General features: G+C 45.6%; 22 protein-coding genes. 14 read left to right on the top strand and 8 right to left on the bottom strand.

The features are described from left to right. Positions 1-5: 5 nt before the first annotated feature. The 7 genes from nosZ (at position 6) to AAA938_RS09045 (ending at position 7,378) form a co-directional block, all read left to right on the top strand. Positions 6-1,964: a Sec-dependent nitrous-oxide reductase gene (nosZ, locus tag AAA938_RS09075; protein WP_338228358.1), complete on the top strand. Its 1,959-nt coding sequence runs from the start codon at positions 6-8 to the stop codon at positions 1,962-1,964. 53 nt (positions 1,965-2,017) lie between these two features. Next, positions 2,018-2,605 carry a hypothetical protein gene (locus AAA938_RS09070; RefSeq protein ID WP_338228357.1) on the top strand — a complete coding sequence of 196 codons (588 nt, stop codon included), beginning with the start codon at positions 2,018-2,020 and terminating at the stop codon, positions 2,603-2,605. Between the two features lie 22 nt (positions 2,606-2,627). After that, positions 2,628-3,062 carry a nitrous oxide reductase accessory protein NosL gene (locus AAA938_RS09065; protein WP_338228356.1) on the top strand — a complete coding sequence of 145 codons (435 nt, stop codon included), beginning with the start codon at positions 2,628-2,630 and terminating at the stop codon, positions 3,060-3,062. 17 nt (positions 3,063-3,079) lie between these two features. After that, positions 3,080-4,321, top strand: coding sequence for a nitrous oxide reductase family maturation protein NosD (locus AAA938_RS09060; protein WP_338228355.1), 1,242 nt, complete (start codon positions 3,080-3,082; stop codon positions 4,319-4,321). Beyond that, entirely contained in the window at positions 4,308-5,051 is a 744-nt protein-coding gene (locus tag AAA938_RS09055; protein ID WP_338228354.1) for an ABC transporter ATP-binding protein, read from the top strand. Before AAA938_RS09060 ends, AAA938_RS09055 begins: the two co-directional genes overlap by 14 nt. After that, positions 5,044-5,811, top strand: a complete 768-nt coding sequence (locus AAA938_RS09050) for an ABC transporter permease subunit (protein WP_338228352.1) — start codon at positions 5,044-5,046, stop codon at positions 5,809-5,811. Before AAA938_RS09055 ends, AAA938_RS09050 begins: the two co-directional genes overlap by 8 nt. A 106-nt stretch (positions 5,812-5,917) precedes the next feature. Continuing rightward, the gene (locus AAA938_RS09045; RefSeq protein WP_338228351.1) at positions 5,918-7,378 is read left to right on the top strand and encodes a CotH kinase family protein; all 1,461 of its coding nucleotides are present in this window, start codon (positions 5,918-5,920) and stop codon (positions 7,376-7,378) included. Positions 7,379-7,534: 156 nt separating this feature from the next. Here the strand turns inward: AAA938_RS09045 and AAA938_RS09040 are convergent, their stop codons facing one another. Then, positions 7,535-8,860: an aminotransferase class I/II-fold pyridoxal phosphate-dependent enzyme gene (locus tag AAA938_RS09040; RefSeq protein ID WP_338228350.1), complete on the bottom strand. Its 1,326-nt coding sequence runs from the start codon at positions 8,858-8,860 to the stop codon at positions 7,535-7,537. Between the two features lie 306 nt (positions 8,861-9,166). On the opposite strand from AAA938_RS09040, the gene AAA938_RS09035 reads away from it, so the two are divergent. Together AAA938_RS09035 and AAA938_RS09030 are read left to right on the top strand one after the other, a co-directional pair. After that, positions 9,167-9,661, top strand: coding sequence for a cupin domain-containing protein (locus AAA938_RS09035; RefSeq protein WP_338228349.1), 495 nt, complete (start codon positions 9,167-9,169; stop codon positions 9,659-9,661). 78 nt (positions 9,662-9,739) lie between these two features. Next, positions 9,740-10,279 carry an SRPBCC family protein gene (locus tag AAA938_RS09030; protein WP_338228348.1) on the top strand — a complete coding sequence of 180 codons (540 nt, stop codon included), beginning with the start codon at positions 9,740-9,742 and terminating at the stop codon, positions 10,277-10,279. A 5-nt stretch (positions 10,280-10,284) separates the two neighbouring features. Here the strand turns inward: AAA938_RS09030 and AAA938_RS09025 are convergent, their stop codons facing one another. Beyond that, positions 10,285-11,178 (bottom strand): N-acetylmuramoyl-L-alanine amidase-like domain-containing protein, encoded by an 894-nt coding sequence (locus tag AAA938_RS09025; protein WP_338228347.1) that lies wholly within the window; start codon positions 11,176-11,178, stop codon positions 10,285-10,287. Positions 11,179-11,250: 72 nt separating this feature from the next. On the opposite strand from AAA938_RS09025, the gene AAA938_RS09020 reads away from it, so the two are divergent. Further along, a complete protein-coding gene (locus AAA938_RS09020; protein WP_338228346.1) occupies positions 11,251-12,819 on the top strand; it encodes an L-serine ammonia-lyase, iron-sulfur-dependent, subunit alpha in 1,569 nt (522 codons plus the stop codon). A gap of 264 nt (positions 12,820-13,083) precedes the next feature. Here the strand turns inward: AAA938_RS09020 and AAA938_RS09015 are convergent, their stop codons facing one another. Both AAA938_RS09015 and AAA938_RS09010 read right to left on the bottom strand, forming a co-directional pair. Continuing rightward, entirely contained in the window at positions 13,084-13,512 is a 429-nt protein-coding gene (locus AAA938_RS09015) for a hypothetical protein (RefSeq protein ID WP_338228345.1), read from the bottom strand. 1 nt (position 13,513) lies between these two features. After that, the gene (locus AAA938_RS09010) at positions 13,514-14,146 is read right to left on the bottom strand and encodes a hypothetical protein (RefSeq protein ID WP_338228344.1); all 633 of its coding nucleotides are present in this window, start codon (positions 14,144-14,146) and stop codon (positions 13,514-13,516) included. A gap of 132 nt (positions 14,147-14,278) precedes the next feature. Between AAA938_RS09010 and AAA938_RS09005 the strand changes: the two genes are divergently transcribed. Together AAA938_RS09005 and AAA938_RS09000 are read left to right on the top strand one after the other, a co-directional pair. Next, positions 14,279-14,851 carry an RNA polymerase sigma factor gene (locus tag AAA938_RS09005; RefSeq protein WP_338228343.1) on the top strand — a complete coding sequence of 191 codons (573 nt, stop codon included), beginning with the start codon at positions 14,279-14,281 and terminating at the stop codon, positions 14,849-14,851. Further along, positions 14,844-16,202 carry a hypothetical protein gene (locus AAA938_RS09000; protein WP_338228342.1) on the top strand — a complete coding sequence of 453 codons (1,359 nt, stop codon included), beginning with the start codon at positions 14,844-14,846 and terminating at the stop codon, positions 16,200-16,202. Before AAA938_RS09005 ends, AAA938_RS09000 begins: the two co-directional genes overlap by 8 nt. Before the next feature lie 465 nt (positions 16,203-16,667). On the opposite strand, the gene AAA938_RS08995 is transcribed toward AAA938_RS09000, so the two are convergent. The 3 genes from AAA938_RS08995 to AAA938_RS08985 form a co-directional block, all read right to left on the bottom strand. Then, the gene (locus AAA938_RS08995; protein WP_338228341.1) at positions 16,668-17,114 is read right to left on the bottom strand and encodes a YqhA family protein; all 447 of its coding nucleotides are present in this window, start codon (positions 17,112-17,114) and stop codon (positions 16,668-16,670) included. A gap of 21 nt (positions 17,115-17,135) precedes the next feature. Next, on the bottom strand, positions 17,136-18,806 hold the full coding sequence (locus AAA938_RS08990) for an arylsulfatase (RefSeq protein WP_338228340.1): 1,671 nt from the start codon (positions 18,804-18,806) through the stop codon (positions 17,136-17,138). Positions 18,807-18,905: 99 nt separating this feature from the next. Then, the gene (locus AAA938_RS08985; protein WP_338228339.1) at positions 18,906-19,577 is read right to left on the bottom strand and encodes a hypothetical protein; all 672 of its coding nucleotides are present in this window, start codon (positions 19,575-19,577) and stop codon (positions 18,906-18,908) included. Between the two features lie 108 nt (positions 19,578-19,685). Here AAA938_RS08985 and AAA938_RS08980 point away from each other — a divergent pair, with 108 nt between their 5' ends. Both AAA938_RS08980 and AAA938_RS08975 read left to right on the top strand, forming a co-directional pair. Next, complete coding sequence (locus tag AAA938_RS08980) at positions 19,686-21,293, top strand: tetratricopeptide repeat protein (protein WP_338228338.1); 1,608 nt, start codon at positions 19,686-19,688, stop codon at positions 21,291-21,293. A 73-nt stretch (positions 21,294-21,366) separates the two neighbouring features. Then, a complete protein-coding gene (locus tag AAA938_RS08975; RefSeq protein ID WP_338228337.1) occupies positions 21,367-22,392 on the top strand; it encodes a WD40/YVTN/BNR-like repeat-containing protein in 1,026 nt (341 codons plus the stop codon). 91 nt (positions 22,393-22,483) lie between these two features. Here the strand turns inward: AAA938_RS08975 and AAA938_RS08970 are convergent, their stop codons facing one another. After that, positions 22,484-24,652 carry a TonB-dependent receptor gene (locus AAA938_RS08970; protein WP_338228336.1) on the bottom strand — a complete coding sequence of 723 codons (2,169 nt, stop codon included), beginning with the start codon at positions 24,650-24,652 and terminating at the stop codon, positions 22,484-22,486. Positions 24,653-24,663: the final 11 nt, after the last annotated feature.

The raw sequence follows: 24,663 nt of genomic DNA, 5'->3' as shown, positions 1-24,663 counted from the left end.
TCCAAATGAACACACAAAAATTGCTACTTGCTGCAGGCCTGATGGCTGCAGCTCTAGCACCCGGATGTAAGCCCAAAGGAGCCCAAAGCGCCATCACAGGCGATGCGGCTTCGAAGGTCTATGTAGCACCAGGTCAGCACGATGAGTTTTACAATATCATCTCTGGTGGATTTAATGGTCAAATGTCTGTGGTAGGGCTCCCTTCCGGACGTGTATTAAAAATTCTCCCTGTTTTTTCCGTTCACCCGGAAAACGGCTGGGGATATTCTGAACAATCCAAGCCCATGCTCAACACTTCCCTGGGCTTCGTACCCTGGGATGATTTACACCATATTGCTATTTCCACGACCAATGCAGAACATGATGCTAGGTGGGCTTTTGGAAATGCAAATAACACTCCGCGGATTGCAAGGGTGGATTTGAATTCATTCAAAACAGTGGAGATCATTGAAATCCCTAATTCTGCAGGCAATCACTCTTCTCCCTTTATTACCCAAAACACAGAGTATGTGGTAGCTGGTACCCGATTTTCTGTGCCGGTGGGGGATAATCAGGACGTTTCCATTGATTCTTACAAAGACAATTTCAAAGGCTATATCTCCTTTATCGGCGTAAATCAGGAGACTGGGGAAATGGATCTTTCTTTCCAGATAGAAGCTCCTCCGTTCAACTTTGACCTGGCTAGAGCCGGTAAAAACAAATCTCACGGCTGGTTCTTCTTCTCTACCTACAATACCGAAATGGCTCATACACTTTTGGAAGTAAATGCTTCCCAAAAGGACAAGGACTTTATCATGGCGGTCAACTGGAAAAAGGCAGAAGAGTATGTGAAAGCAGGCCAAGGTACCAAGAAAAAGGTCCGGTATGCACACAACAAGTGGGATGAAGAAACTCACTCAGCGACTTCCGTGATCAAAGAAGAAGTATTGACTTTGGATCCTGAAGTGCTGAAAGACATCGTGTATTTCATCCCTTGTCCCAAGTCTCCCCACGGTACAGATACTGACCCTACTGGGGAATACATCATTGGCTCTGGCAAGTTGGCGGCGATCATCCCAGTCTTTTCCTTTACCAAAATGCTGGCTGCAATTGAGAATAAAGATTTTGAAGGTGATATCAACGGCATGCCTGTTTTGAAATATGAATCTGTCTTGCACGGGGAGGTTGAAAAGCCAGGATTGGGTCCTTTGCACACCGAGTTTGATGGAAAAGGAAATGCCTACACCTCCATGTTTGTGTCCTCAGAGATTGTAAAATGGAACATTGAATCCTTGCAAGTTCTGGATCGGGTACCCACTTACTATTCTGTAGGTCACTTGATGATCCCCGGAGGACCTACCGGTAAGCCTCATGGCAAATACATGGTTGCTTACAATAAGATTACTAAAGACCGCTATTTGCCCACAGGACCTGAGTTAGCGCACTCTGCTCAGCTTTACGATATCTCAGGAGATAAAATGCAGCTCCTTTTGGATTTCCCTACTATCGGTGAGCCTCACTATGCAGAATCTTTCCCGGCCTCACTGATCAAAGACCGACAGGTGAAATTCTATCCGATTGAGAAAAATCATAGTCCATATGCTCTCAAAGGAGTCAATGACGCCCGGGTGGAGCGAAAAGGTAATGAGGTTCACGTCTACATGACTTCAATCCGCTCCAATTTCAGACCGGATAATATTGAAGGGGTCTTTGTGGGGGATGAAGTGTACTTCCACGTGACCAACCTCGAGCAAGACTGGGATGTGCCTCATGGATTTGCGATAAAAGGTGCCAACACGGCCGAATTGCTGATCATGCCGGGAGAGACTTCCACGCTGAAGTGGGTTCCGGATAGAGTAGGGGTTTATCCCTTCTACTGCACAGACTTCTGTTCAGCCTTGCACCAGGAGATGCAAGGCTACCTGAGAGTATCACCCAAAGGCTCCAATGTGCCTCTGAAATACTCCACAGGCGAAGCTCAATAAATAAACCTGTCGCCGGGATCAAGCCTGGTCTCGGCGACACTTCCCATCATCTCATGAAAAAGCTCAGTACTTCCAGCCGTATCCTGCTTCTCCTAGCCGTCTTTACCCTCATTCCGGCCTACTTTACTCCACTTTGGCAGATCAGCCTTTGGGCTCCTCAGTATCCTGAGGGCTTAAATATGAAAATCTGGATCGACCATCTCAGCGGCAATGTAGACCAGATCAATGGGGTCAATCACTACATCGGAATGAAGCATATCGGGGTGGAAATGTTTCCTGAATTCATTTACCTCAAGTATGTCATAGGAGCCATGATCGGGTTAGGACTGGTGTTTTTCCTGATTGGAAAAAAATGGTCCCTCTATTCTTTCTTGAGTCTTTTGACCCTCTTTGGAATAGCCATCTTGGTGGATATGTATCGATGGGGCTATGAATACGGGCACGAGTTGGACCCTAAGGCGGCCATCAAAGTGGAAGGGATGAGTTATCAGCCTCCTTTGATAGGTTACAAACAGCTACTCAACTTCCTCGCTTATTCCGGTCCGGATACCGGCAGCTGGATACTCATGGGAGGAGTTGGCCTGCTGATGCTTGCTCTTTTCCTGGATTGGAAAGGAAAAGGAGCACCAAAACACACCTGACAAACATTAAATACCCATTGCTATGAACCGATATCTGATTGCATTATTTTCTCTTCTTGTACTGTCAGCATGCAGCTCTGATCCTAGACCTATCGTGCTCGGACAAGATGCCTGTCACCATTGCAAGATGACCTTGATGGATCCTAAGTTTGGAGCTGAGTTGGTCACTGAAAAAGGCAAGATTTTCATCTTCGACGATGTCAATTGCATGCTTGGATATATGGAGTCTGAGGAAGGAAAATTACAAGTCTTCAAGCATGTCTTGGTTATGGACTACCTCAATCCCGGAGTTTTATTGGATGTGAATTTTGCCTTCTTTTTAAAGTCAGACCAAATCCAAACCCCTATGGCATCGAATATTGTGGCCTTTCCTGACTATAATCTCTTGAAGGATTACAAAGTGAAAAACGGGGGAGTATACCTTGCTTGGGGTGAATTGACCACCCAATTTAAATGAATCCTAATCCCCAAATCATGAAAAAGCACGGCATAATTCTGCTGCTGATATTTTCCTTCTTTGCTTTGGAAAGCCACTTGTATGCAGCTAAAATCAGAGTGAAACCTTCGGATTCTCTCCAAAAACTCATTGACAAATCCGTTGCCGGAGACACCCTAGTTTTTACTTCAGGGACTTATCCTGTCACAGGTCTGGTTATCAGAAAATCACTCTCTCTCCTTGGTGAAAATCATCCTGTCATGGATGGACAAGGGAAGGGTAATATCTTTCTGGTAGCAGCGGATAATGTGCTCATCCGGGGATTTAAATTTATCAATACCGGCAAATCAAACATGGATGATTCTGCTGCCATCAAGTTTTTTGATTCCAAAAACTGCACCATTGAAAACAACATTTTAGAGGAGACTTTCTTTGGGCTCCATTTCTCAAATTCCTCAGGAATGACCATAAGAAACAATGAGGTAAGAGCCTCTGCGGTCAGAGAGTTTGAGGTAGGAAATGGGATACACCTTTGGAAGTGCAACAACAACCTGATTGAAAACAACCAAGTCTCCGGACACCGGGATGGGATTTATCTTGAGTTTGTCACAGATACAGAAGTCCAGGAAAACTTGATCCAAGGTAATATGCGCTATGGGCTTCACTTCATGTTTGCCCATGACAATACCTACCGAAAAAACACTTTTCGGAGAAATGGGGCTGGGGTCGCCGTCATGTACACCAAAAATGTTACCATGGTAGACAACCGATTCGAAGAAAACTGGGGTAGCAGCTCCTATGGAATTTTGCTTAAGGACATTTCAGATTCTGAAGTAACTGGAAATACCTTCCAGAAAAATACCGTTGGGATCTATATGGAGGGCAGTAGTCGGATTGAATTCAAAAAGAATACTTTCCGGGACAATGGCTGGGCACTGAAGCTGATGGCTTCCTGCGATCAGAATCTTTTTCAGGCCAATAATTTTTCAAACAACACCTTTGACCTCAGTACCAACGGCAATCTGGTGCTGAACACCCTAAAAGAAAATTACTGGGACAAGTACGAGGGCTATGACCTCAATCGGGACACGATCGGGGATGTTCCCTTCCGTCCGATCAATCTATACAGTGTCATTGTCGAAAAAATCCCTGCCTCAGTCATGCTGTGGAGGAGTTTTATGGTCACGCTTTTGGATAGGATGGAGAAAATCCTGCCTACCATGACTCCCGACGAAATGATCGATCACTCACCTAAAATGCGCCCTTATGATTTCAGTTAAGAATATATCCAAGCGATTCGGTAAGCTTCAGGTTTTGAAGGACTTCAATCTGGAGTTTGAATTCGGCAACAGCTACGCCTTGATGGGGCCTAATGGCTCAGGGAAGACTACGCTGATCAAAACGATTTTAGGGATGGTGATCCCAGACAGCGGAGAGATTACTGTGGGGGGACAATCTGTCAAAGGAAATGTGTCCTATCGAAAAAAGATTGGCTACATGCCCCAGATTGGGCACTATCCGGCCAATATGAAGATCGGCCAGCTATTTTCAATGATGAAGGACATCCGTCCGGAAGTTGACTCCTTTGATTTGGAGCTTTATGAAAGCTTTGGCTTGGAGGAAATGAAAAACAAGGCCTTGGGGACGCTTTCCGGTGGTACCCGACAAAAGGTGTCTGCCGCTTTGGCCTTTTTATTCGATCCAGAGGTCTTGATTCTCGATGAGCCTACCGCCGGACTGGATCCTATCGCAGTGGAGGTTTTGAAAACCAAAATCAAAAAAGAACGGAAAAACGGTAAGTTGATTCTGATCACTTCACACATCCTTAGTGATCTGGAGGAGCTAACCAATAGAGCCATTTATATTTTCGAAGGCGAAGTATTCTTCTCGGACACCATTGAAGAACTGAAGGAGCTTACCGGAGAAAGCCGGTTTTCTCCAGCTATTGCCAAACTGATGCAATGGACCTTAAAAAAAAAGACAACTAATCCACAATTGAGCCATGTTTAAGTTATTGAAATACGCCCTTTACGACATCCTCAAGTCCAGATTCGCATTGATTTACACGCTTTTTCTCGCGTTAGTGGCGGTGTCGATCTATCAGGTATCGGACGACCTAAGCAAGGTGTCCCTGAGTTTGATGAATATCATGGTGCTGTTTATCCCACTGATTGCAGCCGTTTTTGCTACTACCCATTTTTATAACAATCTCGAGTTTATCGAACTGATGCTGGCCCAGCCGGTCAAGCGTTTTCATGTATTTGTGAGCCAGTTGTTAGCTGTGGTAGTGATGTTGAGCTTGTCTTTGGTCATTGGATTTGGCCTTCCGATGTTGATCTGGGGAGCGGACAGCAGCTTGATTACTCTGCTGAGTGTTGGAGTGATTCTAAGTGTGGTCTTTGCAGGATTTGCCTTTTTGGCAAGTGTGTTGACCCGTGATAAGGCCAAGGCCGTGGGAGCAAGTTTGGCCTTATGGATTTACTTCTCGTTGGTTTATGATGGGCTGGTTTTGTATGTCATTTATAGCTTCGCGGATTACCCCTTAGAAAAAGCCACACTCGCTATGGTGCTTCTCAATCCCGTGGATTTGGGTAGAATTCTCATGTTGATGCAATTGGATATCTCGGCCCTGATGGGCTATACTGGAGCTTTTTTCCAGCAATTCTTCTCCAGCGGGTATGGAGTGGTTATTGCGGGAATAGCCTTGGTGATTTGGATGCTGATTCCAAATGTCCTGGCGACAAGAGTATTCAGAAGAAGAGATTTTTAGATAATAACGCATTAATTCCAATTGAAAACAGCAGGTCATAAAAAGATAAACCCTGAATGCCTGCTGTTTTTTCTTTTGCCTTATCTTGAGCGATTATTTGAAGCCAATGAAACCTTTAAGAAATCCCTCCTTTTTCTATTTCATTTTTTCCATTCTCCTTTTCGTGTCCTGTCAAGACCCGGCGGAGGTTCCTGTTTCCAAAGGAGATGACGGACAGGTCTTTGCCATTGACACCAAAGAAAGCCAAATCCCCTACCTCGTGATCGATACGCAGGGCAGGGAGATTCCCTACGAACCGGGGATTCCTGCAAAAATGAAAATCTATCAAGAGAAAAAATTTCAGGGAGAATACCCAATCGATTTAGAGTATAGAGGAAAAACATCTTTCAGACTTTCCGACAAGAAAGGATTCAATTTTGAAACAATCGATGATTCCGGAGAAGGAATTGATGTGGCGTTTTTTGGAATGCCTGCCGAGGAAGACTGGAGACTGATTGGTCATGTGGTCAATCTTAAGGAGAAATACCTTTGGGATCGAAGTCTCATTTATAACCACGTAGGATATGAGCTTTTTCGAAAAATGGGCCGCTATGCCAGCAGAGGGCAGTTTGTGGAGCTGGAAGTAAACGGGGAATATCTCGGCATTTACTATTTCTGCGAAAAGCTCAAGCGGGATTCCAACCGCATTGACATCAAATCCCTCAATTCCTCTTCTACCAATTTAAGTGGAGGATATATTCTCAAAATTGACAAGACAGATCCAGGACCGGAGCATGACGGGAAGCCGCTTTCCTATTTCTTGTCCAACTGGGATGATGATGCGCGATATACGGAGTTTAATAGTTTCAGGAGTACGTTTGATATCTTCGGAGAGCCTTTGACGTTTGCGCCTTATGCGCCACCCTATCACGAAAAGCAGTATTTAGAGACGTATTTCACCTATGAGTATCCTAAGGCCGAGGATATCACCCCGGCTCAAAAGATTTACATTTCCCAATACCTATTGGAATTCGAAGAGGCGTTGTTGCAAGACGATTTTTCTCAATCCACTAGGACTTACACCGAATTCATCGATTTGAATTCTTTTGTGGACTTTTTTCTGATCACCGAATTGACCCGGAATGTAGATGCCTACCGCTTGAGCACCTATCTCCAAAAAGACCGGGACGGAAAACTGGCCATGGGACCGGTTTGGGATATGAATATCGCTTTCGATGAGGGTGGGAGAATTCCCATGAATGATTGGGTGGCCAATTACAATGACTATGTCAGCAATGATCCTTGGATGGTACATTTTTGGTGGGATAGATTGCTGGAGGACCCGGTTTTTAAGCAGGCTGTAAGAACCCGTTGGAAAGAACTTCGGCAGAGCCAATTCAGCCCTTCCTCAATCCAAAAAATCGTGGATGACGCGGTCACTTACCTCCAATCCAACGGGGCTGTGGAGAGAAACTATGCGAAGTGGGATCAGGGGATTGGGGTCAATTATGACCAAACGATCCAAAACTTGAAAATCTATCTGACTGATCGCTCCCAATGGATGGATTCTCAAATCAACTCTTTCTGATCCAAGGGGGAAATCAGGAAAGCTTTTTTGCTCACTGAAAAAAAATCAAAAGATCCCGTAAATGGCTGGAATGGGGCTTTTTTGAAATAAATCCCTAATCTAAATGTCTTCTAGAAGTAAGGTGAAAAAGATAGTCTGATTAGTAGTTTGAATCAATCAACGGCAACTTTTACCTCTTTGATCTTCCACAAATCCTTTTAACCGATCCAAGGCTACTTCCATTTCTGAGGGGCTGATACTGGTAATGACCACGCGAAACCAACCCCGTTGCTGATGTCCAAATCCCTGAGAAGGGGTCAGCAATACGGAGGTTTTTTTATAGATGTCCAGCCAAAGTTTTTCCTCTCCGGATTCACTTTTTTCCTCCAAAAACTCAGATAAATCCAACCAAACAAAAAGGCTGCCCCGGGAGGGATTGAATGGAATTTGGAGGTTTTTTAAGCCTTTTGTAAAAGTAATATAGGCTTGGGTGAGCAGTGTCTTGAATTCTTTGAAATAGGAGTTCAGAAAGGCGTGATCATCCAATACTTCCTGCATCACCCATTGGGTATAATTGGAAATGCAATGACCGGCACCCGCATTCTGATACCCTTGAATCAGCGCTGCATTGTGGGAATGAAGTAAGCCAATCCGAAAACCGGAAATGCCGAAATCTTTGGAAAAAGAATACCAAAAATGGAGGAATGGACTTTTGAGCTCATTCATCAGTTTTCCAAAAGAAACGAATGGGGCCGGGTTGGGGTAGTCCGATTGGAGTTCGGGATGAGTGATGTCAATCTGAGAAAGTCCATAGATTTCATTGACCACGAGATGGATTTGATGGTCCATGCACCAAGAGGCAATTTTTCTGAGATGGTCTTCCCGATAGATTTTTCCGGTGGGATTGTCAGGAGAAGTCAATATCAACATCCGAAACTGACTTCCCTTGCTTTCAATTTCTGCCTTTGCCTGATCCAATAGGCTGATTTCAAAATCATATTCACTGTCCTTGAATCCTCCGGGAAGCTGAAGATCAAAACGTAGCACTCCGGGTAAGTTGCCAATATCTCCGGAATAAACAGGATAACTGGGAGCAGGAATGACAGCTGTGTCTCCCGGATTTGCCAGTAAAAAACTGGTCATCTCAATCACTGAGGTAGCCCCGACAGAAAAGGCAAGGCTGTCCGGGTCAACCGGGCAATGAAAAAGAAATTGGCTTAAAAACTCTGCTGTGGATTTCCGAAAACAAGGGGCACCATTGGAATCGGTGTAGTTGGCTACCCAATCGGGAATATTTTTCTCACGGGTTACTTTTTGAATCCTCTCCCTCAGCATTTCCCAGCAAAGCTGGTTTTCTGCAATATTCATCGGGAGTGTGCCTGATGGATTGGTTTTTGGGTGATAAAGGTTTTCCATCGCTTCTGAGTAGATTTTTAGATCTACCCGTATGGGGTTTTGCGCAGCTTTGGATCCTTTTTGAGATAGAAAAGAGGCGTCAGGCATAGAATAGTACAGCGAAAAGCAAAGGGATTAAAAAGATATTTCTTGAAAGGTCTATCGTACAATGTAACCTATTAATCTGATTTTCCGAAAATCAATCTCATAGAAGTTGGTCGGTCCATTGTTTTCGGAAAGCCATTTTTATTCATTTAAAAAAGTCTTTTTTACCAAGTATTTGTAGTCTTATTTAAAAAATGAGTAGAGTTTTCAGGTTAATTTTCATTTAGAAATGGAAAAAAGATTGATTTTTTAAGTTGGGTTTAATTTATAGATAGATGATTTTTACTTTGGTAATTACAATTGATTCTGATGAGAAATAAAGAGAAAGTTTTTGCCCAAGCCGAGGAATTGTTGAAAAAGCTGGGTCTCCAAATAGTTAAAGAAGACCGGGAACGGCCTTGGGGAGGTTTTTTGGTCATTGAAGAAAGCCAAGCTCCGGTTTTTGCAAAGCATTTTTTCCCTGATGAGGATTTTGAATCATTAAAAATCTCTGAAAAGCTCAGTCCGAAGATATTGCTTGTTGCTCCGGAAAAAAGACTTAGCTGGCAATATCATTTTCGCAGAGCTGAAATCTGGAGATGCATCGATGGAGAAGTAGCCGTAGCCACCAGTCTTACCGATGAGGAATCAGAAATCAAACATTTGAAAGAAGGAGACAAGATTAAGCTTCAACAAGGCGAGCGTCACCGTCTGATTGGGAAGAAAGACTGGGGTGTAGTCGCTGAAATCTGGCAGCACACCGATGCCTCCAATCCTTCAGACGAAGAAGATATCGTGCGGCTTCAGGACGATTTTGGAAGATAATTTTCTTTCTTTTTTATTGAAATTCAGGATGTTGAGAGAAATAAGTTTTATAAATTCAAGAAACTAATAACCCACCCTATGAAATTCCTGAAAATCGCCGGATTAGTTCTGGTTTTGGCTATTGCCAGCCTTTTGCTGTATGGACTCTTTGTCCCCAATCAGTACAGCGTCTTAGAAAAAGTCACCATTGACCGCCCGATTGAGGAGGTTTATGCTTTCACCAAAAACCTGAAAAATCAGAACCAATACAGTAAATGGCAGCTGATGGACCCTGAAATGGAGCATTACTACGAGGGCGAGGATGGTACCGTCGGATTTGTCTCGGGATGGAAAAGCCAAAATCCCGATGTCGGCCACGGCGAGCAGGAGATCATCGCCATTCAGGAAATGGAGCGAATTGATTATGAATTGAGGTTTATTGAGCCTTTTGAGGCAAAAGATAAAGCCTATATGACCTTCACCTCTTTGGGACCTAACCAGACCGAAGTGGCTTGGGGATTTGAAGGAAATATGGCCTATCCCATGAATTTGATGATTCCACTGATGGGAATGGAGCAAATGATCGGGGATGATTTCAGCGTTGGGCTGGAAAACCTGAAGAGACTTCTTGAAAAATAAGTTTGTTAGTTTCCGGTAAGTCGGGCAACCATAATGCCCGATTGTCCCTTATTACCAGCCAGATAATCATGGAGAGGTAGAGCGGAAATCTCTACTTCTTTGTTTTTGGAGCTGGCATGCAGCAGGTGAACCCGGCCGTTTTGCCAAACTGCGAAGCCGACATGGACTACATCCAGATTGGTCATGGGAGTGGTGATGGCGATCAAGTCCCCGGATTGAATACCTTTTTCTAGGGATTGGATTTTCTCTTTTGGGATAAAAGAGTAAGCGTATTGACTGATTTGAGCCTCGGCTTCACGAATCTTGGCTAGGTTAGCGGCTTCGCTGAGTTGGGGGTAAAACTGGGGGTTTGCCGACATAAATGAAGGACTGTTGGAATAGGGGTTGCCTCCGATTTCGGCTGTGATATCCTTAATGATTCCTTTTTTCTGATTGTCCACGATCCATTCGGTGAAATAGTGAAGTCGGCTGGGGTACCCTTCATTTTTTCCGGATCGGTAGCGAATGAGCTCCAGTTCTTTCTCGAACTTTTCAAAGCTCAAATCTCCCATTTCTGCTATTCGCGCTAAGGTCACTACTGCTTCCAGAAAGGTCGTGCAGTCCACTCCCTGCAGATTGATAACCAATTGCTCTGGACCGGGGATTTCCAGGGTTTTTTCCACATAGGGGGTTCCCAAAAAGTCTTTTCCGATTTCTACTGCCCATTCCTGAATAGCCTGCTCTTTGCCGGATTCCTCTGCCAACTTTTCCAATTCCTGATCCAATAGCTCTCTGCTTTCCAAAGAGCAAACGGTTTGGGCAGAGAGAAAAATTGGACAAAAGAAGAAGAAAAGGAAAAGAGATCGAATCATCATGGATTGGGAGGATTTGATGGTTAAGTTATCTCTTTTTGAAAACATAGAAGCAAAATTTTGAAGACTGGTTTTTAACTCCTTTTTCCTAACTTCAAGGACCACCATAGCTTTCAACCCATGAATTATCCCAGTATTTTCAACGATGTAGTCGGCCCGGTGATGCGGGGACCTTCGAGTTCTCACTGTGCGGCATCTCTCCGGATCGCACGGATTTGCCATGATTTGTTGGGAGGAAGGATTTCTTCGATAGAAATCGATTTTGATCCAGAAGGCTCTTTGGCTACCACCCACAAAGATCAGGGATCGGATATGGGACTTTTTGGAGGATTTTTGGGCTGGGAGGCTCATGATGAGCGATTGGTCGATTCGGAAATGCATTTGAGGGGAGCGGGCATTTCCTACTCTATTCGAATAATTGAACTGGAAAACAAGCATCCCAATGCCTACCAAATCACACTCACCAATCCTTGGGAAACCCATAAAGTAGTGGCCATTTCCACTGGTGGAGGGATGATCGAAGTGGTGGAAATCGATGGGGCAAAAGTGTCTCTTGCAGGAGACCGATTCATGACTTTAGTCTACTCCGACTCTTCAGGTCAGGTGATGGACTATCTAAAGCAGGCAGGAGATTGGGATAGTTTGGAAGTTCTTGAAGGAACTTCTTCCATGGTCTTGCTGACTGCTCAAGCTCCTTTGGATGCGATACTGAAAGAGGAGCTTTCCCAAATCGAGGGAGTGAAAAGGATCAAAGAAATCCGTCCGGTTCTTCCCGTACTTTCTTCCAAAAACACGCGAGTTCCTTTTATCACGGTCGAGGAAATGCTGGCCTACAATGCTGATAAAAACTTATCGCTTTGGGAATTGGCGGTAAAATACGAGAGTCAGCGGGGAAATATTTCCGAAGATGAGGTGATGAGGAAAATGGATGAAATTCGCAAAATCCTCAAAAATGCGGTGGAAACCGGACTTCGGGGCACCCACTTTGAGGACCGGATTTTAGGTCCCCAATCCGTGAAATTCAAATCCCTGATGGAGCAAAAGAAGCTGATGGATGGGGATATTTTGAACCGAATCATCATGTATGTCTCAGCGATCATGGAGGTCAAAAGCTCCATGGGAGTGATCGTAGCGGCACCGACCGCGGGTTCCTGCGGGGCAATGCCGGGTGCTGTCTTGGGTGTGGCAGATTCTTTGGGACTTTCTGAAGAGGAAACTGTCAAGGCCTTGTTGATTGCTGGATTGATCGGGGTGTTTATTGCCGCCCATTCCACTTTTGCCGCCGAGGTCGGAGGATGCCAAGCCGAGTGCGGTTCGGGAGCGACTATGGCTGCCGCAGCTTTGGTGTATTTGGGAGGAGGAAATCTCCAACAAAGTCTTTCAGCAGCCTCAATGGCTTTGCAGAGTTCGCTGGGGATGATCTGCGATCCGATTGGTAACCGGGTGGAGGCTCCTTGTCTCAACCGTAACGTGATGGCCGCATCCAATTCGCTTTCCTGTGCAAATATGGCCTTGGCAGATTATGATCACCTGATCCCTTTGGATGAGGTCATCGAGACCATGTATGTGGTGGGAAAAAGCATTCCCAATACCCTTCGCTGCACCAATTTGGGAGGCCTGTCCATTACCAAAACTGCCAAAGAAATCAAGCAAAAGCTGGCGACTAAGCAGTTTTTTAAGAGTTGCTGAGAATATCAATGCAAAAAGGTTCTTCTTGGGTAAAAAGTATCCGATTGTGATGCTGTTCGAAAGAAGTTGGGCGAACCTCTAAAGGATACCCAATCAAAGCTCATGGTAATCCTCTTTTCAATTTGATAGAGTCCGTCCAACTATTCAGTTTAGGTCAAATCACCACTATTTTTCTGGGTTGAGATCAGTATTTTGATATTTCAAACTGATCAAAAAAAAACAGCAATCCAAAAGACTGCTGCTTAAAGTGGGGTAGACTGGGACTTATTTTTCAAAAACCAATCGACTAAGTCCGTCCTCATCGTCATCATCCTCAAAGGTGATCCGATTGTTGCTTTTTCCTCTGAAATACCAGTCATCAGTAAACTCATTAAGAAAAGAGGTGGGCGAAAAAGTCATCTCCAGTTCGGTCTCCCCGTCATCCCTGAATACCCGATAAGTTCCTGTTATGGACTGGCTTCCCCGGGAGGCTGTCACTGTGCCATTGGGCTCAAAGCGAAAAACAAATCCGGAAAACTCCGAGGTATAATCTTCGCCGTCTTCGATGAATTGGACCAGTCGAAGCCCTGAACTTAGGATGAGTTCCTCGGTAAGTTGTGCTGCGCTGAGCTCAGAGGAGTTTGGGTTTCCGTTGTCGTCTAGTTCACAGGAAAAGATGCTTATGGAAAGGACAAATAAGAGTAGTCGTTTCATTTTATTTGTTTTTAAGTTGATTGATGTTAAAAACACCCATTTTCAGTCCTATTTGGAAAGTCAGGGCATTGCCTGCATCGGGTACTCCGGGGAAATCTTCAACAGTGCCTGCCATCACCCGATAGCCCATGCCTGCATGCAGACGTGCAAAGCGATGCAGATTTATTTCCACTTGGGCACCCGGCTCAACAAAGAACGTCTTGGTCTCCTCGTAGTCAAAGTCTCTCCCTTCCTCATCTACCTCCATTTCTATAATGCCAAAGGCCACGGGAAAAGTAAAGTGGATCATTTTGGAGGCTTGGAGTGTGTATTCGATGAATCCACCTGCTTGATATGAATCCACATGGGCACGTGGAGGCAGGATGTTTTCGAAGGAGGCTGGCCGGATATCATTAGTCATTTGTCCGTAAAATCCTCCCAGGCTGAGCTTGTCACCAAAGGTCAGGCCTCCCCGAAAGAGGAAAAATCCGGTATTTTCTCCTGCTATCTGGGTCGCCTGAAAACCAGGGTCTACAAAAAGCCCCAGTCCGGATAGGGAAATTTTGCCATCAAAGAGCGTCTCCGGATTATCTTGGGCTCTCAGGCTGCTCAGCGATAAGCTGATCATTAGGATAAACAAAAGGGTTTTTCTCATGGTAGTATGTTCGATTAATCTGTTTTGCTCCCATTACGATGGGCAGAATCCAAAGCGTTGCCTGAGGTAGAAAAATTTTTTTTGAGCAGGGGAGGCAACGCTTTATAGACGATTGATCGTAATCGCATTGAAATGAACCTCCCTAGCCCCAAGGATTTGCAGGATTTAATCCGCCTCTGTCAGAAAGAGGACCGGAAAGCCCAAGAGCGGCTGTTCAAATTGGCTTATCCTCTAGCTATCTCTGTCAGTAAGCGATACACCCGTGACCTGGAGGAAGCTCACTCCGTGGTCAATGAAGGCATGCTGAAAGTCTTCAGGCAATTGGATCAGTTTACCCCCGAACTGAGTTTTGGAGGATGGATTAGAAGAATCATGGTCAACGCCTCCATCGATCACTACCGGAAAATCAGGCGATATCAGGATCGATATACCGACTATGAATCTGAGGCTGATGGGATGGGGTTTGATGAAGATGTTTTGGACAAAATCAGTGCAGAAGAAATCCTGACTTTGGTCCAGGACCTACCTCCGTCTTACCGGATGGTTTTTTCACTTTACGCCGTGGAAGGGTACAATCACCGGGAAATCGCTGAAGAGTTGGGCATTTCCGAAGGCACTTCCAAATCAAACTACGCCAAAGCCAAGGCAAAATTGCAGAGCGCTTTAGCAAATCAGCACCTTATCAGGAAAAAGCATCATGGATAAGCGAGATAATTTTGAAGAAAAAATAAAGGCCAAGCTGGAAGAGGTTTCCGGCAAAGAGGCCGATCAGGCTTGGCAAAGTTTTGCCCCGCTACTCCATACTCCTTCCATTCCTTTTTGGAAACATTGGACTATGCCCTACTTATTTGCCAGTGTACTTTTTCTGGGATCGCTCGCTTGGCACCAATGGGGAGAAAAAAGACAGGATACCCCTATAGCTGCCCAGTTGGAACCGAGTAGGATAATCGATACACTCTACCTGAGAGATACAGTCTATGTGGTGGATACGGTGTGGGTCTACAAAAAAGTCTATGTGGAAGAGAGAGAGACGCTTCAGTCTCGCCTTCGACTAGATTTTCCTAAGGAAAATACCTCCTCCATTCCTTCACAATCCTTTCTCAGTGCTACCGAATCAGGAGGAAATGAACCTGCCCTGACGGGTGATGGGCAAAAAAGCCTTTCTTCCGAGATCAAAGAGATCAATCTCCAGCAAGAGCAACAAAAACCTCAGAATCAGAAAACGGTTTCCGAATCTCAGGAAAGCGAAACACAGGTTGCAAACACCGGAAAACAAAACGAAAATAACCCAGGAGGCACCCTTTCGGAAAGTTCTGCACCTGTGCGGAGAAGCATGGCAGCACCTTCTTTGGCGACTGAACCGAAGGTGGTTTTTAAGTCCGAAAAAGTCCTCGTCGTGGGGGATACCAGTAATCTGAGCAATCCTCCAATCAAATCGAAGTCCAAACCTATGATGCATCTGGAATTGGGAGGATCCTTACTTTTCCCGATTAGCAATTTGGCCGAATACTACAAGCCCTTGCAGCCGGGTATCCATATTGGACTGGAGTGGGAGAGCGGATGGGGAGTCTATTTGGGTGCAATACGGAATCAGATGGAAGGCGAACTGGATGATGAGGAAATCATGTCTTTGGATTCGGATTTGGTCGGTGCTCTGCCGAACGTTCCTTCAGATATTTCCACCTTGGATGAGGTATATTTTGTAAATCGGCAGTGGTTTTTCCCTTTGGAATTGAGGTGGAGGAGCCTCTACTACAGCGGATTTAGCTTTGAGAGTAGTTTTGGCCTGATTGGAAATTACCTGTCCCGCCAGGATTTCACTTATGAATTTGAAAATAATGCTGAACTGGAATACCAATTTGGAAAAACCAATTCATCAGAATTCAGCCTCAGTCATCTCCGAGTGGGGATTGGGACCAATTACCTGCTTAGCAGGCGCATGGGGCTATTTTTAAGAAGTCACTATTGGTTGCCGGTCTCCAGGCCGGGACTTATCCAGGACCGGGTTCATGGCATGGAAGTAGGGGTGGGGGTGAATTTCTTCCTCGGCAAATAATCCTGCAGAAAGCGATTTCAAACTCAGATGAGGCCAAAAAATGGGGCACCATAGACTCCCCATCCAAAGGATTGCTTGATTAAAACTGTTTGTCCAGGAGATGATAGTCTATTTTTTCCATGAAGGGAAAATAGGGAAGGGACTTAATTAACTCTCTTACTTGGCTTTCATCTGAATTTTGGAAAATCAATACGGCTTCTTTTTTGGAAACCGAGATATAGAAATGCTCCAAAATGTTCTCAGATTTTCAACGGGCAACGAATTCCATTTCTTTTTTGGGTAATTCAGGATTTGCCTTGATGGTCTCGATTCCACTTTCAGAAAGGGAAATCCATGTTAATATTCGGTTCATTGGGGGTTGCATAGAGAAAATGTCTTGGTTAAAGGAGGGGGACAATTAGCAGGTAGCATTTTTTTAAATTATCCAAGAATAGGGAATTCAAAGGCTGACTTTTAGCTTGAGGGTCAATGCTTAAGTAGCTTTGAACTGACTGAAAAGAGAAATACCGCCCCGGGAATGATCAGCATGGGCCAATCCAAAACCCCGTTGGATTTCAGGACCTGAGTGCAAAAAGTAATCAGCAGGGTGAGAAGGATTGCATTCCAGGTGAGTTGCTTAAGCTGATAGAAATCCTGAATGACCAGCCAGGAAAGGTTGATTTTCTTCAGGAAGCTGAAGTCGGGATAGAAAAGCTTCATAAACCCCAAGGCCAAAATCAGGAATACCAAAGCCACCAAGAACAAGTCCAGGGATTCGATGATCTCCAATCCGGGTTTGGCCTGAATTCCTCCTTTCCAAAAGATGGAAAAGGCGTGGATAGTTTTATACACGCCCAATGATGCCGTGAACAGAAAGTTGGCAAACATGGTCACGGAAATCAGGAGAACCATCCACTGATAAGCTTTGGTCATGAGTATGGAATTTGAAGTGGATTAATGACTTTCCAAACTTCTGCTGAACAGGCTATCGTAGTGCCCTTTGTGATCAAAGACATCATTTTTCCGGGCATAGTCCTGCCAGCTTTGGATGAGCTTTTCTTTGATTTCAGGAAACTGTGAAGAAAGATCCGTGGTCTCTCCGGGGTCACTTTCCAGATCAAAGAGCTGCCATTCACCCGGTCCGAAAGGAGGAGGAAGTCTCAGTACCTTCCACTTGCCTTGGATGAAGGCTTTTCTTTCGAAGAGCTCCCAGCCCATTCCTTCCTCAGAGGAGTGAATTTCCTGTGCCTTTCCACTCAAAACCGGAAGCATGGACTTACCGATGGGCTGACGTACTGCTTTTCCTTTAAATTCACTTGGGTAGCTTGCCTCTGCCAGTTCCAGGAAAGTGGGCATCAGGTCGGTCACGTGGTAAAAGCTTTTGTTCCAGAGCCCTTTTCCAGACTCGGTGTTGGGCATTTTCACAATCAGCGGAGCGCGAATACCTCCCTCAGAGGCAAAACTTTTAAACAGTCGGAAAGGAGAGGAAGAAGCCTGCGCCCATCCCGGTCCCATTTCGATAAAGGAGTTGGGCAGTCCGCGATTTTCGAGAGAATTATCAAATCCTCCCAAATAGACCCCGTCTCCATTGCCCGGATAAGTCGTGGCAATTACGCCATTGGCGCCATTGTCTGAAAGGAATACGATGAGCGTGTTGTCATACATTCCTTCTTTTTTCAGGTAATCCAGAATGCGCCCGATGCTCATGTCCAGGTATTCCACCATGGCTGCGTACACTTCCATGTCTTTGGCCAATTCGGCCTGCTGTTCAGGCTTCAAAGAGGACCAGGCAGGAATTCCGCTAGGAGCAAAGGAGTTGACTTCCTGGGGGATGATTCCCAATTCCTTCAGGTTATTCAGTCGATCAATCCGAAGTGAGTCCCATCCTGAGTCAAATTTTCCCCGGTATTTTTCAATGTATTCCTGAGGTGCGTGAAGTGGGTCATGAGGAGCTGTGTAAGAGGCATACATGAAGAAAGGTTTTCCGTCTCCTTTATGCTTGTCGATGTAGTGGATGAGGCTGTCGGTATAGTTTCTAGTGGAGTAAAAGTCGGCAGGAAGCATTTCAATTTTCACCCCGTTTACCCGATAATCCATCACCTGAGGCGGGGAAAGGGGATTTTGGTCGGCATAGTGACTGCCTCCTCCCTGAAGTAAGGTGAACGATTCCTCAAAACCCCGGGCCGAGGGAAGCTGATCATCCTCGTCTCCCAAGTGCCATTTGCCAGCCATATAGGTGTGGTATCCGCTTTCTTTCAGAATTTCAGGCAGGGTGACTACCTGATTGTTGAGGTGGCCGGTGTAGCCGGGAAGTCCTTCCAATGCAGCATAACGGACTTCACTCATCACCCCGATTCCGGTCACATGGTTGTCGTTTCCGGTAAGTAAGGCTGATCGGGAAGGTGAGCAGGTAGGCAGCACATAAAAATTGGAAAACAGCATGCCTTCTTGGCTCAATTGCTGCAAAACCGGCGTGTGAATATTGCCTCCAAATGGGCCGATATCACTGAAGCCCAAATCATCTGCGACCAAGATCAGAATGTTGGGTTTGGGGCTTGGGGTTTCCTCAGGACTGGGTTTTCCGCAGGCCGCTGCAATTAGTAATAGTGGTAATATTTTTCTCATAGTTTTTTGCTTGGAAGAGATTATTTGGTGGATTTTTAAAGCTTTAAAGTAAAAGTTACCAATAAATACTCTTCGTTCCATTTTTTTTGGCCTAAGTTGTTATTGGACTCTGATCGTGTAGTCCTGATTGGCGGATTCAATGGTCATTTTTTGGGCTGGCAAATTCAGACTTGTCATAGTCAAGTGACTGATTCCATTGGTGAAAGAGCTGTAAGTCAGTGTTCCTTCTATCCGGTCATTTCCCAAAAGGCTGCTGAATTCCTTGTAAGTAAAAAGCAGGGTATTGGGATCGATTCTGACCAACAAGCGATCCCCGGGAATACGGACACCGGTAGCCTCTGCTTCGATCAAGCCATCGGTTTCCTTGACGGTGGCTTCGTCAAAAAAGTCCAAGAGTTCACCCTTGCTCATTATCGCATAGTCCATGGATAAGGCAAGAGCCTTTTGGATGTATTCGATTTTATCTTCAGCAGCACTGGCCTGAGCTTTACCTCTGAATCCCGGCTTTTTATCCACCGTGGTTTTGGCTTCAATGATTTTGGTGACCAATTTTCCCTGAGGATCAAAGCTGAACTCGGTCATCGTGGTGAGTTTCAGCTGACTTTCCATAAAGACATCGGACCTTCTCTTCCAGATGTATTCTTTGAGTTGATCTCTGTTTTCCTCCTCTGCTTTGGAGGTTTCGAGGGAAAGAGATTCCTTGTCTATTTGAGCTTGCGCAAAGACAATATTCAGGAGAAATAGAGCTAGTGCTAGGGTACTTTTCTTCATGGCAAAGGGAAATACGGGATATAAATCCGACCTAAATCTTTTTGTGGGTGGGTAAAACTATTATTTTGTAGCTTTAGCTACCAGTCATTCCAGTTAATTAACCGTTGCATGAGTTTGCCACCTCAGGTTTCTGATTCGCTTATTTTTAGCCACTTAGAGAAAATCCTCGACTTTCCGACCTTCCGTAATTCCCTGATTCTTTCCGGCTTTCTGAAGTTTGTCGTTGAGGAGACTTTAGCCGGAAGGGCAAAGGGTCTCAAGGAATACACCATCGGTGTCGAGGTGCTGGGGAAAAAAGCAGGCTATGACCCACAAGGGGACGCTTCGGTGCGAATTCACGCAGGGAGATTGAGGAAGGGCTTGGAAGAGTACTATTCCGGCCCGGGAATCGAAGACTCGGTTTTGATTTCCATTCCCAAAGGCACTTATGTCCCTGTTTTTTCTCTAAAGGAAAAAGAAGGCAGCCCCTCATCGGAAAATATGCCATCCATCAGTAGACCTACCCTGGCCGTGTTGCCATTTCAGGATTTGGAGGATGATAGCCTAAAAGCATTCGCTGATGGGCTTTGTGACCAGATTTGCAGTGATTTGGGGATGTTTAGCGAGCTTTCGGTGATCTCTTATTTTTCTTCCCGAAGGATGGCATCCCAGGAAATTGACTTGAAAAATGCAGGCAAACTCCTCGATGCTACTTTTTTGGTCACAGGAAGTATTCAGTCCAAAAATGACCGGGTGAGAATCCGCGTTCAGCTCATCCAAAGTAGCTCCCAAAAACTAATCTGGACCAATGTGTACGAAAGGGAAAAGGCCGAATTGGGCGGATTTGCCCTTCAAGATGATATCGTGCGCCATGTGGTCAATCAAATCGGGGGGACGCATGGGATTATTTTCCGAGAAGGTGCTAAGGCCAACCCAATTCGTCACTCCATTGATATCAAAGTCTACGATGCAGTCCATTGGTACTACTACCTGGTCAATGATGTGAATGAACCCACCCTTCAAAAGGGACTGGAAATCATGAAAAACACGGTCAGTTTGGATCCCAACTATGCTTTGGGTTGGGCGATTCTGGGTGAAACTTATGTGGCCGGGTATTTTTATGGGTTTGATTGCGGAGAGGTTGACCCTTTGGCAGAGGGGGTCAAGTGTGGACAAAAAGCGTTGATTTTGGACCGCTTGACCCAGCATGGGTATCAGACTTTGGGTTTGGCTTATCTCTTTCAGCGAAAGAAGAAAGAATGCCTACAAATCATCGGAGAATGGGAAAAGCTAAGCTACAAAGCAAATGGAGTGTCGGGGGGGTTGGGCTTTTGTCTAATTGCAGCGGGAGAGTTTGAGCGGGGCTATCACTTGCTTTGCGAGTCTATTCAAATCAATCCTTACTACCCTTGGTGGTTCAATGCAGGATTGAGTTTTTATCATTTTTTCAAAAAGGATTATGCCGAGGCCCTTTATTGGGCAGAGAAGATTCAAGGACAAAGTCTCCTCTGGGAATTGATCCTAAAGACGGCTTGTCTCAGTAGGCTGGAGCAAAGCTCCGCATGCCAAGCCGCATATTCCCAGCTGAGGCAGTTTGTTCCTGATAATTCGCTTTTGGAGGAATTATTGGGGTCTTTTTTGCTTTCTGAGGAATTGGTGGAGGAGTTAAGAAAGGCTTTGCGAAAAGCCCACAAGATCAAATCCAATGCGCTGGGCATGAATCAGTCCTTGAATTGAATTTTATCCACCCTTATTTTTTAATTCAACTTCTTCATCTTTATCTTCACACTAAGTTTTTATGAATTGAATTATGAGGCGATCGATTTATTTGGTATTCATTCTTTTTTGTCTGTCTTGTGGAAAAGAGGAGCTCCCTCCCCGAGAGACGACCCTTTTGGAGGCTTGGGAAGTGGAGGAGGTTTTATCCAATTGGTTTGGGAGTTACTCCCAAATGACTCAATTTATCAATGAGTGGGTGGGTTTTCGGACTGGACCCATGCTCTATAAAACCAGAGATGGGGGTAGAAACTTCGACGGAATCTTCTTGTTTCCCTATTCTCCTACTCCTCCGGCAGTCTTTGCCCTCGATGAACAACAAATCTGGATTACCTTCACCCGGATTGAAGAAGATGAAAAAAGCAGCCAAGGAATTGTCTATCGAAGTAAGGATGGAGGGGATACTTGGGAGGTTTTTGAGCGAAAAAACACCTTTTTCGAAAGGATGTCTTTCTCCAGTTCTACTAGGGGTTTTGCCCATGTGATAGAATACGATGGGTCTGGAACTGAACTCTTTGAGCTTTTTCAAACTGAGGATGGAGGTGCTACCTGGTTCCGAATGGAAGGAGTGGACTTGAGTCGGGTAAGTTTCCAGCAAATCATCTGGAAAACTCAGGATTTGGGATTTATTGTGGGTCTCGACGGGGCACATTATCGGACTTTGGATGGGGGCAAGACCTGGACTCCCTTTCGCAGCAACCCCTCCGGTACAGAATCCATATTCTACCCTATCGATGCGGATCGGTACTATGATTTCCGCTTCAGTGAAACTGTCCTTGGCAATTGGGCAGATCGGACTGAGGTCAGATTAGACCAACCTATCTATGTGCTTTCCCACATAGGAGATGAAGTCCTTGGTTTGTTGCTTGAAGAAGGATGCCCGCCCTATACTCCCTGCAAAAACTGGTTGATGAGCTCTCAAGATGGAGGAAAAACCTGGGAAAAGCACAGAGGAGTTCCTTTCGATATCCCCATTCGGAGAGATCAGGAAGTTCGTCCGGGAGTGGTGCTGATTTCAGATTATGACTCGTCTACTTTGGTGCGGATCAGGAAAAAGTGAATGGGATAGGTTGAAAACCCAAAAAGCTATTTGGGTAGGAATAGCTTTTTGGGTTTATCATTCAAAAGGCTTTGCCGATGCGTAGCTTTTCCTAAAACCTCAACTTCACGCCTCCATTGATCACAAATCCATCCACAGGCGCATAGATATCCCGGAATTCCGGATTGCTGATATCTCCTGTATAGATGGTGTCAAACCGGGTTTGTCGGGTGTCCAGGAAGTTTTCGAAGTTGACAAAAAGCGAGAAATGCTCACTCAGCACCTTTTCTGACATCAAGCCCAAAATCCAGTAGGATTGTCCTTCCTCGCCATCATTGAGGACCTGAGGGGAAAAATAATAGGCCTCCAGGCCGATCCAGAAATTCTCATGCTTTTCGTACATCAATACATTGTTTAGCCGATGTCGGGCCACCAGAGGATAGGGGCTTTTCACTCCGTTCAAATCCTGAATCACATCTGCAAAAGTGTACCCTGTGAAGAGCTTAAAGTCCCGGTAATTCCACTTCAGATTGACTTCGATGCCCCGGGTTTCAAACTTTCCCTCAGGCTGTACAAACTCAAACCCTCTTGCATTTTGCTCCAAAATCAAGGGGTTTTGGATTTGGGTGAAAAAGAAAAGCGTATTCGCCACCAAGGAAAGCTCATCCCCCAACGCTAATCGGTAATTGAGGTCCAGGTTGGCCCCTGCAGATCGCTCGGATACCAGCCTGCCAAAATCAATGGGGGCGACATGGCGAAATTGGATTCGCTCCGTCTCTTCGGTGAATACCGTGGGTGATTTATAGCCCAGTCCCCCTCCGATTCTCATGGTCAGAGCCGAATTGGGCTTGTACATCGCAGAGACTTTGGGCAGAGGAAAGAAGCCCTCCGTGTTCAGATGGTCCAGTCTAAAGCCGCTTTCCAAGGTCCACTTCGGACTCGCATTCCAGATATTCTGCACAAAAGCTCCCACCGTATTGAGGGTGTAATCCAGCGGGTCCTCCGCATTTCCCCGGCTTTGGTCAAACTGATCAGTCCAAAGATTCAGCCCGGTAATCCAAGAGGATTTTTCTCCATCAGCCGACCAGTTTACCTCGCTGAAAGAAGAAACTTGCCGGCCTTCGAATACATAGTCAGGAATTTCAATTTCCCGATTGAAGAAATTCAGGCTGTTTTTGAAGGTCAGGGTATTTTGTTCATCCAGACGGGTTTGAAAAGTCAGCTCAGTGGATACGCGATCCGTGGCATTGGCTTCATAGTAGGGATTGGCCACTTCTTCTCCTTGGATGAAATCCACATTGCCTCCCAGCCTGTCTTCTTGGATGAAATTGACCCCTGCGATCAGCCGGGTTCGCGGAGTAAAGTCCACAAAAAGCTTGGGATTGATGGTGATTCGGTCAAATTTTGGAATAGCCGTCAGCCCGATATCCGCCGGATCGTAGGCGGTTCCTTTGTTGTAGGAAGCAAAAACGGTGGTTCCTATCTTTTCTCCTTTTGCCGAGTAAAAGGTGCTGGCATCTAGGCCGAGTGCAGAGGTTCCATTGATCAGAAAGGAAAGCTCGGGTTCTTCGGTGGGCTTTTTGGTGATCAGATTGACCAAGCCTGCAATGGCCCCACCCCCATAGAGCGTAGAAGAGGAGCCTTTGATCACCTCCACCTGCTCCAGATCCAACGGGGCAATCTGCATCAGACTTAGCCCGGAGGAAAAGCCCGAATACAGGGGAAGACCATTTCGTAAGAGTTGGGTGTATTTTCCATCCAAACCCTGGATTCGAATGCTGGAATTGTAGCTCGTGGCTGAGGTTTGTTGAGTTTGGATTCCGGTACTTTCATTGAGAAGCATGCGGATATCTCCGGGTTTCATATTGCCCTTTTCTGCGAGTTCCTCACCCGCGATGATCTCCACCCGGGTGGGTACATCCTCAATGACCCGACTGCTTCGGTTGGACTGCACCAGAAGAACTTCCAGCTCCTCGTGCTCATGCTCCAAGCGGAAAATTGCCCTTTCCGAACTGGCCAAAGGGAATGTCACTTTTAGGCGGAGGGTTTCGTAGCCGAGAAACTGAACTTGGAGTGAATAAGTACCGTCGGGAATATCCACCACGGTAGCCAGACCTTTGGCGTCTGCGCTTGCTCCTTTTTGCAATTGGGGAAAATAGAGGGTAGCCCCAGGCAGAGGGGTGCCGGATTCCTCATCCAGAATCTGTGCGGTATAGGTATTTTGGGCAAAAGCCAAGGTGCTCAAGCCCCAGGCCATAAGGGCCAGGATAATTCGTGTCATGGGTTTGATTT

The organism is Algoriphagus taiwanensis (assembly GCF_036245645.1).
In the GTDB taxonomy this organism is placed as follows: Bacteria; Bacteroidota; Bacteroidia; order Cytophagales; family Cyclobacteriaceae; genus Algoriphagus; species Algoriphagus taiwanensis.
The sequence above is the reverse complement of the archived record's forward strand: the minus strand, read 5'-3'. Positions and strand labels throughout refer to the sequence as shown.

What these genes read in the sequence shown, in the direction of transcription:
- nosZ (WP_338228358.1), top strand. Translation starts at nt 6, where the DNA reads ATGAACACACAAAAATTGCTACTTGCTGCAGGCCTGATGGCTGCAGCT.
- AAA938_RS09070 (WP_338228357.1), top strand. Translation starts at nt 2,018, where the DNA reads ATGAAAAAGCTCAGTACTTCCAGCCGTATCCTGCTTCTCCTAGCCGTC.
- AAA938_RS09065 (WP_338228356.1), top strand. Translation starts at nt 2,628, where the DNA reads ATGAACCGATATCTGATTGCATTATTTTCTCTTCTTGTACTGTCAGCA.
- AAA938_RS09060 (WP_338228355.1), top strand. Translation starts at nt 3,080, where the DNA reads ATGAAAAAGCACGGCATAATTCTGCTGCTGATATTTTCCTTCTTTGCT.
- AAA938_RS09055 (WP_338228354.1), top strand. Translation starts at nt 4,308, where the DNA reads ATGATTTCAGTTAAGAATATATCCAAGCGATTCGGTAAGCTTCAGGTT.
- AAA938_RS09050 (WP_338228352.1), top strand. Translation starts at nt 5,044, where the DNA reads ATGTTTAAGTTATTGAAATACGCCCTTTACGACATCCTCAAGTCCAGA.
- AAA938_RS09045 (WP_338228351.1), top strand. Translation starts at nt 5,918, where the DNA reads ATGAAACCTTTAAGAAATCCCTCCTTTTTCTATTTCATTTTTTCCATT.
- AAA938_RS09040 (WP_338228350.1), bottom strand. Translation starts at nt 8,860, where the DNA reads ATGCCTGACGCCTCTTTTCTATCTCAAAAAGGATCCAAAGCTGCGCAA.
- AAA938_RS09035 (WP_338228349.1), top strand. Translation starts at nt 9,167, where the DNA reads ATGAGAAATAAAGAGAAAGTTTTTGCCCAAGCCGAGGAATTGTTGAAA.
- AAA938_RS09030 (WP_338228348.1), top strand. Translation starts at nt 9,740, where the DNA reads ATGAAATTCCTGAAAATCGCCGGATTAGTTCTGGTTTTGGCTATTGCC.
- AAA938_RS09025 (WP_338228347.1), bottom strand. Translation starts at nt 11,178, where the DNA reads ATGTTTTCAAAAAGAGATAACTTAACCATCAAATCCTCCCAATCCATG.
- AAA938_RS09020 (WP_338228346.1), top strand. Translation starts at nt 11,251, where the DNA reads ATGAATTATCCCAGTATTTTCAACGATGTAGTCGGCCCGGTGATGCGG.
- AAA938_RS09015 (WP_338228345.1), bottom strand. Translation starts at nt 13,512, where the DNA reads ATGAAACGACTACTCTTATTTGTCCTTTCCATAAGCATCTTTTCCTGT.
- AAA938_RS09010 (WP_338228344.1), bottom strand. Translation starts at nt 14,146, where the DNA reads ATGAGAAAAACCCTTTTGTTTATCCTAATGATCAGCTTATCGCTGAGC.
- AAA938_RS09005 (WP_338228343.1), top strand. Translation starts at nt 14,279, where the DNA reads ATGAACCTCCCTAGCCCCAAGGATTTGCAGGATTTAATCCGCCTCTGT.
- AAA938_RS09000 (WP_338228342.1), top strand. Translation starts at nt 14,844, where the DNA reads ATGGATAAGCGAGATAATTTTGAAGAAAAAATAAAGGCCAAGCTGGAA.
- AAA938_RS08995 (WP_338228341.1), bottom strand. Translation starts at nt 17,114, where the DNA reads ATGACCAAAGCTTATCAGTGGATGGTTCTCCTGATTTCCGTGACCATG.
- AAA938_RS08990 (WP_338228340.1), bottom strand. Translation starts at nt 18,806, where the DNA reads ATGAGAAAAATATTACCACTATTACTAATTGCAGCGGCCTGCGGAAAA.
- AAA938_RS08985 (WP_338228339.1), bottom strand. Translation starts at nt 19,577, where the DNA reads ATGAAGAAAAGTACCCTAGCACTAGCTCTATTTCTCCTGAATATTGTC.
- AAA938_RS08980 (WP_338228338.1), top strand. Translation starts at nt 19,686, where the DNA reads ATGAGTTTGCCACCTCAGGTTTCTGATTCGCTTATTTTTAGCCACTTA.
- AAA938_RS08975 (WP_338228337.1), top strand. Translation starts at nt 21,367, where the DNA reads ATGAGGCGATCGATTTATTTGGTATTCATTCTTTTTTGTCTGTCTTGT.
- AAA938_RS08970 (WP_338228336.1), bottom strand. Translation starts at nt 24,652, where the DNA reads ATGACACGAATTATCCTGGCCCTTATGGCCTGGGGCTTGAGCACCTTG.